The sequence below is a fragment of the Bradyrhizobium sp. RDI18 genome (genome assembly GCF_043203335.1).
Lineage (GTDB): Bacteria > Pseudomonadota > Alphaproteobacteria > Rhizobiales > Xanthobacteraceae > Bradyrhizobium > Bradyrhizobium retamae.
Genome location: NZ_JBICRN010000006.1, coordinates 1,310,388 through 1,323,388, shown reverse-complemented (window position 1 = coordinate 1,323,388; position 13,001 = coordinate 1,310,388). Strand labels below are relative to the sequence as shown.

Below are 13,001 nucleotides of genomic sequence, written 5' to 3'. Positions count from 1 at the left end.
TCCCTCTACTGTCCCTTCAAATGGCGCAAGACGCTCGAGCGTCTGTTGCGCCGCGACACAGGGAACCGTCATGCAGGATCGGACGCCCTCACGGCTGATTATCGGCATTTCCGGAGCCTCCGGCGTCGTCTATGGCGTGCGCTTGCTGCAATTGCTCCGCAATGCCGGCGTCGAGACGCATCTTGTGATGTCGAAGACGGCCGAGCAGACCTTTGCCTACGAGACCGACCTGAAGATCTCGGAGGTGAGGGCGCTCGCCAATTTCAACCATGCCATCGACGATATGGCCGCCTCGATCTCCAGCGGCTCCTTCCGCACGGCGGGCATGGTCATCGCGCCCTGTTCAATGCGGTCAATGTCGGAAATTGCGTCCGGCGTCACGACCACCCTGCTGACGCGGGCTGCCGACGTGGTCCTCAAGGAGAGGCGCCGGCTCGTGTTGATGGTGCGCGAGACGCCGCTGCATACGGGGCACCTGCGCACGATGGCCGCGCTCTCCGAGATCGGGGCGATCATCGCGCCGCCAGTGCCAGCGTTCTACGCCAAGCCCGACAATCTGGACGACATGGTCGAGCACACCGTCGGGCGCGTGCTCGACCTGTTCGATATCGACATCGGCGTGGTGCGCCGATGGGGCGAGGACGAGGCGCTGAAGCGTCGTTCGCTGCGAAAAATGGCGCCCTGAACGCCTGCAGAAGACCACGGAAAGGAGCGCATCATGCGGACCGAAAACCCGGACAGACCTGCTGCTGCGGATGCGCCTAAGGACTTGCGCGCCTGGCTCGCCCACCTTGCCGAACGAGGCAAGCTCGCTGTCGCCCGCGAGGGCGTGGAGCTTGCCGATGAACTTGCTGCCGTTTCGAAGCGGCTGGAGCGCGACCGCGCGGTGCTGTTTCCAAAGCCCGGCGGACACGACATTCCGGTGATCGCCAATCTCTTCGTGGCGCGCGACTGGGTCGCCGCATCCATCGGGGTCGGCGCAGAACAGTTGCTGGCGCGCTTCCTCGCTGCGGCGCGTGAGCCGCTGCCGAGCCGCGAAGTGAGCAGCGGGCCGGTCCAGGAAATCGTCCACAACGAGGTGGACCTTCTCCGGCAGCTACCAATCCCGAAGCACAACGAGCGCGACAGCGGGCCCTATATCACGGCAGGTCTGCTGATCGCGCGCAATCCGCGCAACGGCATTCAGAACGTATCGATCCATCGCTGCCAGATCAGCGGTCCGAACCGGATCGGCGTTCTGTTGCTGCCCAGGCATACGCTTTCCTATTTCCGCATGGCCGAGGAGGCAGGTGAGGCACTCGAGATCGCGATCGTCATCGGCGTTCATCCGGCTCTCCTTCTGGCGTCGCAGGCGATTGCTGCGCTCGATGAAGACGAGATGGGGATAGCCGGCGCGCTGCTGGGGCAACCTATCAACGTCGTGAAGTGCAAGACCAACTCCGTCCGCGTGCCAGCTCAGGCGGAGATCGTGATCGAGGGGCGAATTCTCCCGCGCGTGCGTGAGCCGGAAGGGCCGTTCGGTGAATTTCCCCAGTACTACGGGCCGCGCGCAAATCGCGAGGTTATCGAGGTGGACGCCGTCACTCACCGTGCCCGGCCGATCTACCACACGATTGTCGGTGGGGGCTATGAGCACCTCATCCTGGGCGCCGTGCCGCGCGAGGCGACATTACTGCAGCATTTGCGGCGCAGTTTCCCGAACGTGCTCGACGTGCGTCTGCCGCGCGGCGGTACCTGCCGCTACCATCTTGCCGTCAAGATCGACAAGACGTCCGACGGCGAGCCGAAGAACATCATCATGTGCGCCTTCGGCGCGCACTATGACATCAAGCAGGTCGTCGTCGTCGACAAGGACGTCAATATCGATGACTCCGAGGAAATCGAGTGGGCGATAGCGACGCGCTTCCAGGCCGATCGCGATCTGCTGATCGTTTCCGGCGCGCTCGGCTCCAAGCTCGATCCGACCACAAGAGACGGCATCAGCGCAAAGATGGGTCTCGACGCGACCGTGCCAGTCGACGCGCCGGAACTCGATTTCAAGCGTATTCACGTCAAGGGGGAGGAGCAGGTCGATCTCGCTCATACCTTGCAGAAGAATCCGGCTCCGGCGCTCTCGCGTGTCCTTGTTCGAGATGCGCCCTAGGAGCCAAGCGCCAACCTGTTCGATCAGCCATGTATCTTGAGCCGAAGAGCTGTCGATGTTGATGACTTCAAGCACGCGCAGTGGCGGCGAGATCCTCGTCGACGCACTGAAGACTAACGGCGTGGATACGGCATTCTGCCTGCCGGGTGAAAGCTTCCTGGCCGCACTCGACGCGCTTGCCAGCGCGGGCGAGGCGATCTGCACCATCGTGACCCGGCACGAGGCGGGCGCGGCGCATATGGCCGAGGCGTATGGAAAGCTGACCGGGCGTCCCGGAATCTGCTTTGTCACGCGAGGGCCGGGCGCAAGCCATGCCGCAATCGGCGTTCACACGGCGTCGCAGGATTCGACGCCGATGATCCTGTTCATCGGCCAGGTCGCCCGCCGCATGCTGGGGCGTGAAGCCTGGCAGGAGGTCGACTTCCGGCGGATGTTCGGCGGCATGGCCAAATGGGTCGTCGAGATCGATCGTGCCGAGCGCATTCCCGAGCTGGTCAGCCGCGCCTTCCATGTTGCGGTGTCCGGGCGCCCGGGGCCGGTCGTGGTCTCGCTGCCTGAGGACATGCTGACGGAGCAAGCCGCGGTGGCGAATGCTGCTCCTTACGTGCGGGTTGCGGGCCATCCCGGTCCCGATCAGCTATTGCGCTTGGTCGAGATGATCGACGGCGCCGAGCGTCCGCTGGTGATCGTCGGTGGCGGCGGATGGAATGCCCGAGCCTGCGCGGATCTCAAGGGCTTCGTGGAGACATTCAGCCTGCCGGTTGTCGCGGGCTTTCGGCGGCAGGACATTCTCGACAACCGGCATTCGCATTATGTCGGCCACGCGGGCCTGGGCCCAAGCCCAAAATTGATCGAACGCATTCGCGGCGCCGACCTGATCATCGCCCTGGGCGGACGCTTGGGTGAGACCACGACTTCGGGCTACACGTTGTTTGAAATTCCCCGCCCGGCTCAGCGCTTCGTGCACATACATGCCGATCCGAACGAGCTTGGACGCATCTATCAGGCCGATCTGCCGATCAACGCCGGTATGTCCGAGATGGCCGCGGCGCTCGCCGCGCTCCGGCCTTCGGAGCGATACGAAGCGGGGACGGAGGCGCGGCGGAAGGCATGGCTCGCAGCGGCGCGCGAGGACTTCATCGCCGACCAGATACCCGGATCGATGCCGGGCCCGGTCGATCTCGGCGCGGTGATGCTTCACTTGCGCGAAGCCCTGCCGGACGATGCCGTCATCTCGAACGGGGCGGGCAACTACGCGATCTGGGTGCACAAGTTCCACCGCTATGGCGGTTTCAGGACGCAGCTTGCACCGACATCCGGCGCGATGGGCTATGGCCTGCCTGCGGCGATCGCGGCCAAGCTGGTTCATCCCGACCGCACGGCAATCTGCTTTGCCGGCGATGGCTGCTTCCTGATGAGTTGCAACGAACTCGCGACGGCGTCGCTATATGGACTGGGCGTCATTGTCATTGTCGTCAACAACGGCATGTATGGGTCCATTCGCATGCACCAGGAGAAGGAATATCCGGGGCGCGTTCATGCGACCGCGCTCGAGAATCCGGATTTTGTCGCGCTGGCCCGCGCCTTCGGCGGCTTTGGCGAGCAGGTCCTGGAAACCGAAAGCTTTGCGGCGGCCTTTGCCCGGGCAAGGGCCTTTGCAGACGAGCGGCGCAAGCCGGCCCTCCTCGAACTGAAGATCGAGGCGGAAGCCATCACACCTTCTGCCACGCTGACCCAATTGCGTCAGCGCGCGCTGGCGTCGCGGCACGCGGTACGATCTGCACCATGAAACGAAGCGGCTTGTGAAGGGAGGGACCAGTATGTCGACAGCTCTGCGCATCGCTCACGGCGCCTTCGGTAGGGTTGCGCTCCTGGACATGGATCGCTCGCTGGTGCGTCATGCGCATCCGCAGTGCCACGTCCTCCTGAAGGTCGAAGGCGCCGATACGCAATTCCTGGTGGGCGACAGAGCCTATCCACTCACCGATACCAATGCTGTCCTGGTCGATGCCTGGACGCCGCATGCCTATGTGCATGATCCTGCGCGGCCGAGGACTCTCATTCTCGCGCTCTATGTCGAGCCGCATTGGCTCAGGGAGTTTCGCCCGGGCTGGGCTGCCAGCGGCGCGCCCGGATTTTTCGAGCAGCCTTCGGGCGAAATCTCGCCGCGGATTCGTCAGCTCACGCTCCGGCTTGCCGCCGAGATGGTGGAGCATCCAGAGTGCATCCGTGTCCATGAGAAGGCGCTCTCGGACCTGATGATCGCGGTGATCGAGCGCTTCACCGCCTGGCGCCATTTTCCGAATTCGATCCGCGGCATGAATGCGAAGAGCTGCGACTGGCGGATCAGGCGCGTTACGGAAGTGATGCGGACCCGGGAGCATCCGCGCGCGAGCGTCGATCAGTTCGCAAGGGACGCGGGTCTGTCGCGGGCGCAGTTCTTCCGCCTGTTCGAGTCGTCGCTCGGCGTGTCGCCCAAGATCTATCTCAACGTAATGCGAATGGAGCGGGCACTCGAGGCGGTGATGCACCAGGATGTGCCCTTTGGCGAACTCAGTGAACGCTTCGGCTTTCCGGAGCCGGCGCATTTCACGCGCTTCTTTCGTGATCACGCCGGTGTGAGTCCGCGCGAGTTCCGCAACGTCTCGCGCCTTGCCAGTTGACTGGTCGCGCGCCGTCCAAATGAGACGATTTGGTAAGTCGTGAGAGCAGGCGGTATGGCCCGGCCGGTGAGCATTCTTACATCTGCTTGACGTGGCTTCGCAGAGCGCGGTCGGGAGGAATGTCATAAATGGCGCAGCCTGCGGCTCGATCCGCATCATCTGTCGACCGGGAAGGCCGGCCGTGGGTCGGCCGCTCAATCGAGCGCGTCGAGGATGCGGCGCTCCTTACCGGCCGTGGCCGCTTCATTGACGACATCGGCACGCCGCCCGGCACACTGCATGCTGCGATCCTCCGGTCTCCCCACGCCCATGCCGACATCGTTTCGATTGACGCAGAGGCGGCACGTCGAGCACCGGACGTCGCAGCCGTTCTCACGGGGAGCAGGTCAAGGCGCTGACCTCAAGCCTCGTGGTCGGCGTAAAGGCGCCGGTGGAATGCTGGCCGATCGCTACTGAGCGCGTTCGCTATGTCGGCGAGCCCGTCGCGGTGGTTGTCGCGAGCGATCGTGCCCGGGCCGAAGATGCCGTCGAACTGATCCATGTCGAGTACCGGCCGCGCATGGCCGTGGTCGATCCGCTGGCGGCGCTTGCGGCCGATGCGCCAGTTCTACACGACGGTTTTCCCGGCAACCTCGCCAGTGACCGCAGCTTCTCCTATGGCGATCCGGACCAGGCGTTTGCGCAAGCGCCGCATCGCTTCTCGATCGATATCCGCTATCCGCGCAATTCCTGCACGCCCATCGAAACCTATGGCGTGATTGCTTCTCACGATGCGGCAGAGGACGCCTTCGACATCCTCGCCAATTTCCAGGGACCGTTCAGTATCCACACGGTGATCTCGCGCGCCCTGAAAGTACCCGGCAACCGGCTGCGGCTGCGCACCCCGCCCGATTCCGGCGGCAGCTTTGGCGTGAAGCAGGGCATCTTTCCCTACATTGTGTTGATCGGCGCGGCTTCGCGCGCTGTCGGACGTCCCGTGAAATGGATCGAGGATCGGCTCGAGCACCTCACTGCTTCGGTCTCGGCCACCAACCGCGCCACCACGCTTTCGGCTGCCGTCGCCGCCGACGGCAGGATCCTCGCTCTCGATTGGGACCAGGTCGAGGATTGCGGCGCCCACCTGCGCGCACCCGAACCGGCAACGCTCTACCGCATGCACGGCAACCTTACCGGCGCCTACGACATCCGCCATGTGAAGGTGCGCAATCGCGTCGTGGTCACCAACAAGACGCCGACCGGCCTCAATCGCGGCTTTGGCGGACCGCAAGTCTACTTCGCGCTGGAACGCCTGGTGCAGCGGATTGCGATCGGGCTGCGCCTTGATCCGCTCGACGTCATCAAGCGCAATCTCGTTCCCGCGAATGCCTTTCCCTATCGCACGGCCACCGGCGCATTGCTCGATTCCGGCAACTACCAGGAAGCGATTGCGAAGGCCGTCGAGCAAGGAAGATTGGCCGAACTGATGGCGCGACGTGATGAGGCGCGTGCTCAGGGACGGCTCTACGGCATCGGCTTCACCGCGGTCGTCGAGCCCAGCGTCTCCAACATGGGCTACATCACGACCGTGCTTACGGCGGCGGAGCGCCGCAAGGCGGGGCCGAAGAACGGCGCCCAGGCGACCGCCACCGTTGCGCTCGATCCGGTTGGCGGCGTCACAGTTCATGTGGCGTCGGTGCCGCAAGGGCAGGGGCACCGCACGGTGCTTTCCCAGGTGGTCGCAGACGTGTTCGGCCTCAAGCCGCAGGATGTGCGCGTCAACACCGAGATCGATACCGTCAAGGATGCCTGGTCGATCGCCTCCGGAAATTACGCGAGCCGGTTTGCGGCGGCAGTGGCTGGCACCGCCAAGCTGGCGGCAGAACGCATCGCTGCCCGCCTCGCCCGTGTCGCCGCGAGCCATCTCAATGTCGAGCCGACGGATATCGTGTTCACCGGCGGCTTCGTCGCCTCGAAGCACAATCCAGAGAACTGCATCGCCTTCTCGCGTGTTGCGGCCTTGGGCCATTGGTCGCCGGGCTCATTGCCCGACGACGCCGGCCAGACCATCCGGGAAACCGTGTTCTGGACGCCGCCGGAACTGACTGCACCGGATGACGACGATCGGATCAACTCCTCTCTGCCACGGCTTCATCTTCGATTTCTGCGGCGTCGAGATTGATCGCACCACGTTTGAAACCCGCATCGATCGCTACGTCACCATGCACGATTGCGGCACCATCCTGCATCCCGGCATGGTGAACGGGCAGATCCGCGGTGGCTTTGCCCAGGCGCTGGGGGCGGCGCTCTATGAAGAATACGCCTATGGCGCCGACGGCAGCTTTCTGACCGGAACGTTTGCCGACTATCTGTTGCCGACCACGACCGAAGTTCCGGATCCGCAGATCATTCACATGGAGACGCCGTCGCCCTTTACCCCGCTGGGAGCAAAGGGCGTCGGGGAAGGCAATTGCATGTCGACGCCGGTGTGCATCGCCAATGCCGTTGCCGATGCACTGGGACTTGCCGACGTCACATTGCCGCTGGTGCCGGCGAAGCTTGCCGACTTGGCGCGCGGGCCGGAGCCGGTGCCGCCGGCAGGACAAACGAGGGCAGCCGCCGCTCGGGAGGCAGACCGCCGGCTGCGCGGAGAGGGCAGCGCCGCGGTCAACGCAGCGCCGGAGCAGGTGTGGACGATGCTGCTCGATGCCAGGACATTGCAGGCGGTAATTCCCGGATGCCAGCGCGTCGAGAAGGCCTCCGACACGCATTTCCGCGCCGACGTGACGCTGGGCATCGGTCCGGTGACAGGACGCTATCGCGCAGATGTCGAGTTGTTCGATCTCGACCCGCCCAATGCCGTCAGGTTGCGCGGCAAGGCCGAGGGCGCGCTCGGCTTCGGCGACGCCGAGGGGCGGATCACGCTCGAGCCCGACGGCAAGGGCGGCACGAGGCTGCGCTACAGCTATGACGCATCGATCGGCGGCAAGGTCGCCAGCATCGGGGGCCGCCTGCTCGACGGTGCCACGCGCTTGATCATCGGACAGTTTTTCGCAGCACTTGCGCGCAAGGCCGGCGGTGGAGCGTCCGCCAGCGGCTTCTCCCTCGTTGCGCTGCTCGGCAGGCTCGCAAGCCTGCTTGAGGACGACGATGAAGCCCGCCGCCTTCGACTATGTCAGGGCCGAGTCCCTCGACGAAGTTCTGGAAGGACTTTCGAACGAGGGCGGCAATGCTCGCGTGCTGGCCGGCGGCCAGTCGCTGATGGCGATGCTCAACATGCGCCTGGCCCGGCCAAAGGTCCTGATCGACATCATGCGGCTAAAGGAGCTCAACCGCGTCGAGGAGCGGGCGGGTGTCGTGACGATCGGCGCGGGCGTACGCCAGGCCACATTGCTCGCTTGGCCGGAACTGACACGGACGCTGCCACTGCTTGCGCTGGCGCTACCCTGGATCGGCCACGTCCAGACGCGCAGCCGCGGCACCATCTGCGGCTCGCTGGCGCATGCGGACCCCAGCGCCGAGATGCCGCTCGCGCTCATTGCGCTCGGCGGCGAGGTGCATCTGCGCAGCAAAAGGCGGCGTCGCCGCGTCTCAGCCCGCGATTTCTTTCTCGGTATGATGGCCACCGCGCGCGCCGAAGACGAGTTGATCGAGGCCGTGTCGTTTCCCGGTCATCGCGGCGGCCGATGCGCCTTCCGCGAGGTCGCCCGCCGTCACGGCGATTTTGCCATCGTGGCCTGTGCGGCGGTGGCAACGCCGAAAGGGGTCCGCTTTGCCGTGGGTGGCGTCGCGGATGTACCGATAGCGCGGGACTGGCCACGCCTGGACGGCACCGCGCTGGACGATGCGTTGAACGGCTTTGCCTACGAGCTTGACGCGCGCGACGACGTACACGCGAGCGGACGCTATCGGCGCGATCTGGTGCGGACTATTGGGCGCGACCTGATCGGCGAGGTGCTGCAATGACGCGTCTTGCCGCCCATGGCCGTCATCCGGTTCGCCTTAGCCTGAACGGCACGCCGGTGGAAGCCGAGGCCGAGCCCCGCATGTTGCTGTCCGATTTCCTGCGCCATCGGATCGGCGCGACCGGAACCCATGTTGGCTGCGAGCACGGCGTTTGCGGCGCCTGCACGGTAATCGTCGATGGCATGCTCACGCGCTCTTGCCTGACCCTGGCAGCGCAGGTCGATGGCTGCGAGGTTCAAACCGTCGAGGGCCTTGCCCCGTCAGCCGACCGGCTTGGCATCCTGCAGCAAGCATTCCGCCGCAACCACGCTCTGCAATGCGGGTTCTGCACGGCTGGCATCCTGATGTCGCTTGACCACTATCTGCGCCGCAATCCCTCGCCGCGCGAAGCCGATATTCGCGATCTCCTCAGCGGCCACCTCTGCCGCTGCACCGGATACACCCCGATCATCAAGGCGGCGCTGGAAGCGGCCGCCGACTTTGCCAACACCACGGAAGAGAAGTCAGATGCTTGATCTTGGCAGCAGCTTTGTTGCAAGCGTCGCGCGGGATCCGGATGCGCTTGCGCTGGTCGATGGCGATGTCCGCCTCACTTATCGCCAGTGGTACCGCAAGATTTCGTCGCTCGTGGCATCCTTCGACCAAATCGGGCTGAGGCCCGGCGATCACGTTGTCACCGTGCTGCAGAACCGCTGGGAAGCGGCGACGCTGCATTGGGCCTGCCAATTGGCAGGCCTCGTCCTCACCCCCATCAACTGGCGCGCCAAGGCCGACGAGCTCGATTTCTGCATCGAAAATGCCGAAGCCCGCGCCGTCTTCTATCAGGATGTCTCCGCCGAGGCCGTCAGAAATTCCACACGCGCGGCCAGCCTGCAGCGCGTCGCAGTCGGCATGAAGGTCGACGGCGATCCGGCCTTCGCGGAGATGGTGGGTGACGCCGCTTCCGATGCCCTGCCGCGAGTCGGCGCCGATGCCTGGTCGATCATGCTCTACACCTCGGGCACGACATCGCGGCCAAAAGGTGTGCCGCGCCGTCACTGCGCCGAGCGGGCAGCGGCCGTCGCGCATGTGGCGCAGAACCTCTACGGCCGGGGCGAGCGTACGCTTGGCGTGATGCCGCTCTATCACACCATGGGCGTCCGCTCCCTGCTCGCCATGTCCCTGATCGGCGGCGCCTTCATCTGCCTGCCGCGCTACGACGCCCGCGAGGCGCTTGCGTTGATCGACCGTGAGAGGGTCAGCAATCTCTATCTGGTGCCGACGCTTTATCACGATCTCGTTCACAACGACGCGTTTGCCGCCACCGACATATCAAGCGTTCGAAAGCTCGGCTTTGCCGGCGCCTCGATGACGGATGGGCTGCTCAAGAAGCTGGTCGACGTGTTCAAGCCTGAGCTGTTCGTCAATCATTACGGCAGCTCCGAGATCTACACCTTCACGATCGACCAGAATGCGCCGGCCAAGCCCGGCTCGGCCGGCAAGGCCGGCATCAACCAGCACATCAAGGTCGTCCGCATCAACGCCCGCTCGGTGGACGAACTGGCTGCACCGGGAGAGGAAGGCGAGATCATCGCCTCGCTCGCCGGCGACGAGGCGTTCGAAGGCTATTGGCGACGGCCCGAAGCCGATGCCAAGGCGTTGCGCGAGGGCTGGTACTTTACCGGCGACACTGGCTTTATCGATGCCGAGGGCGATCTCTTCGTCACCGGCCGCGTCGATGACATGATCATCACCGGCGGCGAGAATGTTTCGCCGGTGGAGATCGAGAGCTGCTTGTCGCTGCATCCCGCGGTTTCCGAAGTGGCCGTGGTCGGTCTTGCCGACGAGAAATGGGGCAAGATCGTCGCAGCCTTTGTCAAGCGCAACCGGCCGGTGTCGGAGGCGGAGCTCGAGCAGTTCTGCTGCACCTCGGGTCTTGCCAACTTCAAGCGCCCGCGGCGTTACGTCTTCGTCGATGCCATCCCGAAATCTCCGGTCGGCAAGCTGCTGCGGCGCCTGCTCGTCGCCGGAGAATATGACGCCGAGCGCCGGCCGCCGCCGGACGCGGCTTAGTTGCACACAAACAGAAGGGAAGTAATACATGCCGTCACTCTACAGCTTTACCGATCCTCGTTTGACCAAGCTCGACGGATTCAAGGTCGAGATCGATGAGGCGCGTGAACGCGCTGACATTATTCTCGGCCGACCGCCCTATAACGTCGTCGCAATGCCGCAACGCGATCAGCTCCGGCTGACCTTTGAAGCGCTCGACGAAGATCCGCGTGTTCGCGTCATCGTGCTGCGGGCCGAAGGCGAACATTTCTCGAGCGGCGGCAATATCGGCGGGTTCATGGAAGCGAGCCCAGAGCATGTATCGAAACTGGCCTGGAATATCGCGGCGCCTGCGCGTTGTGCCAAACCTGTGATCGTGGCCAACCGCGGCTATTGCTTCGGTGTCGGTTTCGAGCTGTCGCTCGCCTGTGACTTCCGCATCGCGTCAGAGACCACGCAATATGCCCTGCCGGAACAGAAGCTTGGGCAAATCCCGGGATCGGGTGGATCCGCACGCCTGCAGAAGATGATCGGCATTACCCGCACGAAGGACATCGTGATGCGATCAAAGCGCATTTCGGCAAAGCAGGCGCTGGAATGGGGGATTGCGACCGAATGCGTGCCGGACGTCGAACTGGAGAAGGCGACAGATAGGCTCGTTGACGAGCTTCGTACCTTCTCGCCGTTGGCGCAGCGTACCGCGAAGAAGCTTTTGAACGACACGGAGGACTCCACGCTCACGATCGCCATCGAGCTCGAAGGCCACTGTTATAGCCGCCTGCGCCAATCGGAGGACTTCAAGGAAGGCGTCGAGGCCTTCAACGCCAAGCGCCCGGCGAAATTTGTCGGACGCTGACGCGCCCATCGTGGCGACGATGATGGGATGAACGTGGAAATTGGCCTCGGCAGCGAAGAAGGTCGTGGCGGCGTCGCCGATGGCGCGGGTGGTGCGCTCGGCGACAGTCACGATATCCGGTGCGGAGACCAAGGCGTCGAGATCGGCGAGTTCGTTTGCCTGGCAAAAACTATCTATTCAGTCTAGCGTGCACTACGCCTCGATGTTGAAGTTGCGCAGACGCATTCCTTCGTCGGCGAGGCCGCAAATGCGCGGAGTCGCTGCACCGCGAAGGATTCCAACGCTGCAAATGGCCGATCGCCGAGGCTCAATCGCTATGCTGCCCCTTTTCATGCAAAGGAAAAAATCCGCTTCCAGTCTCTCTTCATGTCGACCACGGTCCACTTGTTCACCGCTGCCGCGTCCAGCGCTACGTCGAGCTTTCCGAAATGCGAATGGCGGTCGTAGGCATATTCGCGCTCCGCATCTGTGTGGTGCACAATCAGGCCAAACCGTGCGCCGCTGGCGCCGAGCGTTGCCCATTGCAGCATTTCGAGATCGCCGTCGGAATTGCCGAAGGCCGCAATCGGACGACGGCCGATGTGCTCGTTGATGCCGATCGGCTTTCCCGTTTTGTCGTCGATGAAGTTGATTTCGGGCAGGCGGAAAAGCGTTGGTGCGCCGTCTTTCATTTCGAATCGTGTCTTGATGGACGAGCCGACGACCTGCTCCGGCGGAATTCCGTAGATCCGCTCGGTCCATGGCCGCATGAACTCGATACCGCCGCCCGACGCGATGAAGGTCTTGAAGCCATTGGCGCGTAGATAGGCGAGCAATTCCAGCATCGGCTGGTAGACCAGTTCGGTATAGGGCCGCTTGAAGCGGTGATCACGCGCGGTCGCGAGCCAGTCGGTGACGATCTTCTCGAATTCTGCCGTGGTCATCCCGGCATGCGTCACTGCGATGATCTCGACCAATCCTTTTTCGCCGGAAGCTGCCAGTGCCTTCAGGTCGTCGTCCAGCACCGCCGCGAACGGCTGCTTGGTCTTCCATTCCGGATGCATCGGCGCAAGAGCCTTCACCCGGTCGAGGGCGAAGGCCAATTGGATATACATCGGCTGCTCGATCCAGAGCGTGCCGTCATTGTCGAAGGTCGCGATGCGTTGCTCCGCCGGGACGAAGAAGGGCCCGCCCTGCGTCGTGACCCGCGCGACAAAGTCGAGGATCGAGGACCTGGTTGTACCCTCGTTCCAAGACGGCAGCGGATCGCGTTGCGCCTGCGCAGAAGCAGAGCGATGCGATGCTGAAAGCAGCGGGAGGGTTGCGAGTGAGGCGAGGAGAAAGCGACGATCCATGAGAAGAAAACGACCCGGTTTCATATCAATCT

10 protein-coding genes and 1 pseudogene are annotated in these 13,001 nt (G+C 63.9%); 10 read left to right on the top strand and 1 reads right to left on the bottom strand.

Going from position 1 to position 13,001, the window contains the following annotated elements; all coding sequences use genetic code 11:
• Positions 1-70: 70 nt before the first annotated feature.
• The 10 genes and pseudogenes from ACFXS9_RS07305 (at position 71) to ACFXS9_RS07260 (ending at position 11,821) form a co-directional block, all read left to right on the top strand.
• Entirely contained in the window at positions 71-685 is a 615-nt protein-coding gene (locus ACFXS9_RS07305) for a UbiX family flavin prenyltransferase (RefSeq protein WP_392686697.1), read from the top strand.
• Positions 686-718: 33 nt separating this feature from the next.
• Entirely contained in the window at positions 719-2,143 is a 1,425-nt protein-coding gene (locus ACFXS9_RS07300; RefSeq protein ID WP_392686694.1) for a UbiD family decarboxylase, read from the top strand.
• 61 nt (positions 2,144-2,204) lie between these two features.
• On the top strand, positions 2,205-3,932 hold the full coding sequence (locus ACFXS9_RS07295) for a thiamine pyrophosphate-binding protein (RefSeq protein WP_392687331.1): 1,728 nt from the start codon (positions 2,205-2,207) through the stop codon (positions 3,930-3,932).
• 31 nt (positions 3,933-3,963) lie between these two features.
• Entirely contained in the window at positions 3,964-4,806 is an 843-nt protein-coding gene (locus ACFXS9_RS07290) for an AraC family transcriptional regulator (protein ID WP_392686691.1), read from the top strand.
• Positions 4,807-4,934: 128 nt separating this feature from the next.
• A pseudogene (locus ACFXS9_RS07285) lies at positions 4,935-7,919 on the top strand (molybdopterin cofactor-binding domain-containing protein); the annotation flags it as partial.
• A gap of 13 nt (positions 7,920-7,932) precedes the next feature.
• Positions 7,933-8,748 carry an FAD binding domain-containing protein gene (locus ACFXS9_RS07280; RefSeq protein WP_392687328.1) on the top strand — a complete coding sequence of 272 codons (816 nt, stop codon included), beginning with the start codon at positions 7,933-7,935 and terminating at the stop codon, positions 8,746-8,748.
• Complete coding sequence (locus ACFXS9_RS07275; protein WP_392686688.1) at positions 8,745-9,263, top strand: (2Fe-2S)-binding protein; 519 nt, start codon at positions 8,745-8,747, stop codon at positions 9,261-9,263. The genes ACFXS9_RS07280 and ACFXS9_RS07275 overlap by 4 nt, the downstream gene beginning before the upstream one ends.
• On the top strand, positions 9,256-10,800 hold the full coding sequence (locus ACFXS9_RS07270; protein ID WP_392686685.1) for an AMP-binding protein: 1,545 nt from the start codon (positions 9,256-9,258) through the stop codon (positions 10,798-10,800). Before ACFXS9_RS07275 ends, ACFXS9_RS07270 begins: the two co-directional genes overlap by 8 nt.
• 28 nt (positions 10,801-10,828) lie before the next feature.
• Positions 10,829-11,635 (top strand): enoyl-CoA hydratase/isomerase family protein, encoded by an 807-nt coding sequence (locus ACFXS9_RS07265; RefSeq protein ID WP_392686682.1) that lies wholly within the window; start codon positions 10,829-10,831, stop codon positions 11,633-11,635.
• Between the two features lie 27 nt (positions 11,636-11,662).
• Positions 11,663-11,821 (top strand): hypothetical protein, encoded by a 159-nt coding sequence (locus ACFXS9_RS07260; RefSeq protein WP_392686680.1) that lies wholly within the window; start codon positions 11,663-11,665, stop codon positions 11,819-11,821.
• A gap of 143 nt (positions 11,822-11,964) precedes the next feature.
• On the opposite strand, the gene ACFXS9_RS07255 is transcribed toward ACFXS9_RS07260, so the two are convergent.
• Positions 11,965-12,993: an HAD family hydrolase gene (locus tag ACFXS9_RS07255; protein ID WP_392686677.1), complete on the bottom strand. Its 1,029-nt coding sequence runs from the start codon at positions 12,991-12,993 to the stop codon at positions 11,965-11,967.
• Positions 12,994-13,001 lie beyond the last annotated feature (8 nt).

Bases quoted from the DNA above. Each gene is read 5' to 3' on its own strand.
- ACFXS9_RS07305 (WP_392686697.1), top strand. From the start codon at position 71: ATGCAGGATCGGACGCCCTCACGGCTGATTATCGGCATTTCCGGAGCC.
- ACFXS9_RS07300 (WP_392686694.1), top strand. From the start codon at position 719: ATGCGGACCGAAAACCCGGACAGACCTGCTGCTGCGGATGCGCCTAAG.
- ACFXS9_RS07295 (WP_392687331.1), top strand. From the start codon at position 2,205: ATGACTTCAAGCACGCGCAGTGGCGGCGAGATCCTCGTCGACGCACTG.
- ACFXS9_RS07290 (WP_392686691.1), top strand. From the start codon at position 3,964: ATGTCGACAGCTCTGCGCATCGCTCACGGCGCCTTCGGTAGGGTTGCG.
- ACFXS9_RS07280 (WP_392687328.1), top strand. From the start codon at position 7,933: ATGAAGCCCGCCGCCTTCGACTATGTCAGGGCCGAGTCCCTCGACGAA.
- ACFXS9_RS07275 (WP_392686688.1), top strand. From the start codon at position 8,745: ATGACGCGTCTTGCCGCCCATGGCCGTCATCCGGTTCGCCTTAGCCTG.
- ACFXS9_RS07270 (WP_392686685.1), top strand. From the start codon at position 9,256: ATGCTTGATCTTGGCAGCAGCTTTGTTGCAAGCGTCGCGCGGGATCCG.
- ACFXS9_RS07265 (WP_392686682.1), top strand. From the start codon at position 10,829: ATGCCGTCACTCTACAGCTTTACCGATCCTCGTTTGACCAAGCTCGAC.
- ACFXS9_RS07260 (WP_392686680.1), top strand. From the start codon at position 11,663: ATGAACGTGGAAATTGGCCTCGGCAGCGAAGAAGGTCGTGGCGGCGTC.
- ACFXS9_RS07255 (WP_392686677.1), bottom strand. From the start codon at position 12,993: ATGAAACCGGGTCGTTTTCTTCTCATGGATCGTCGCTTTCTCCTCGCC.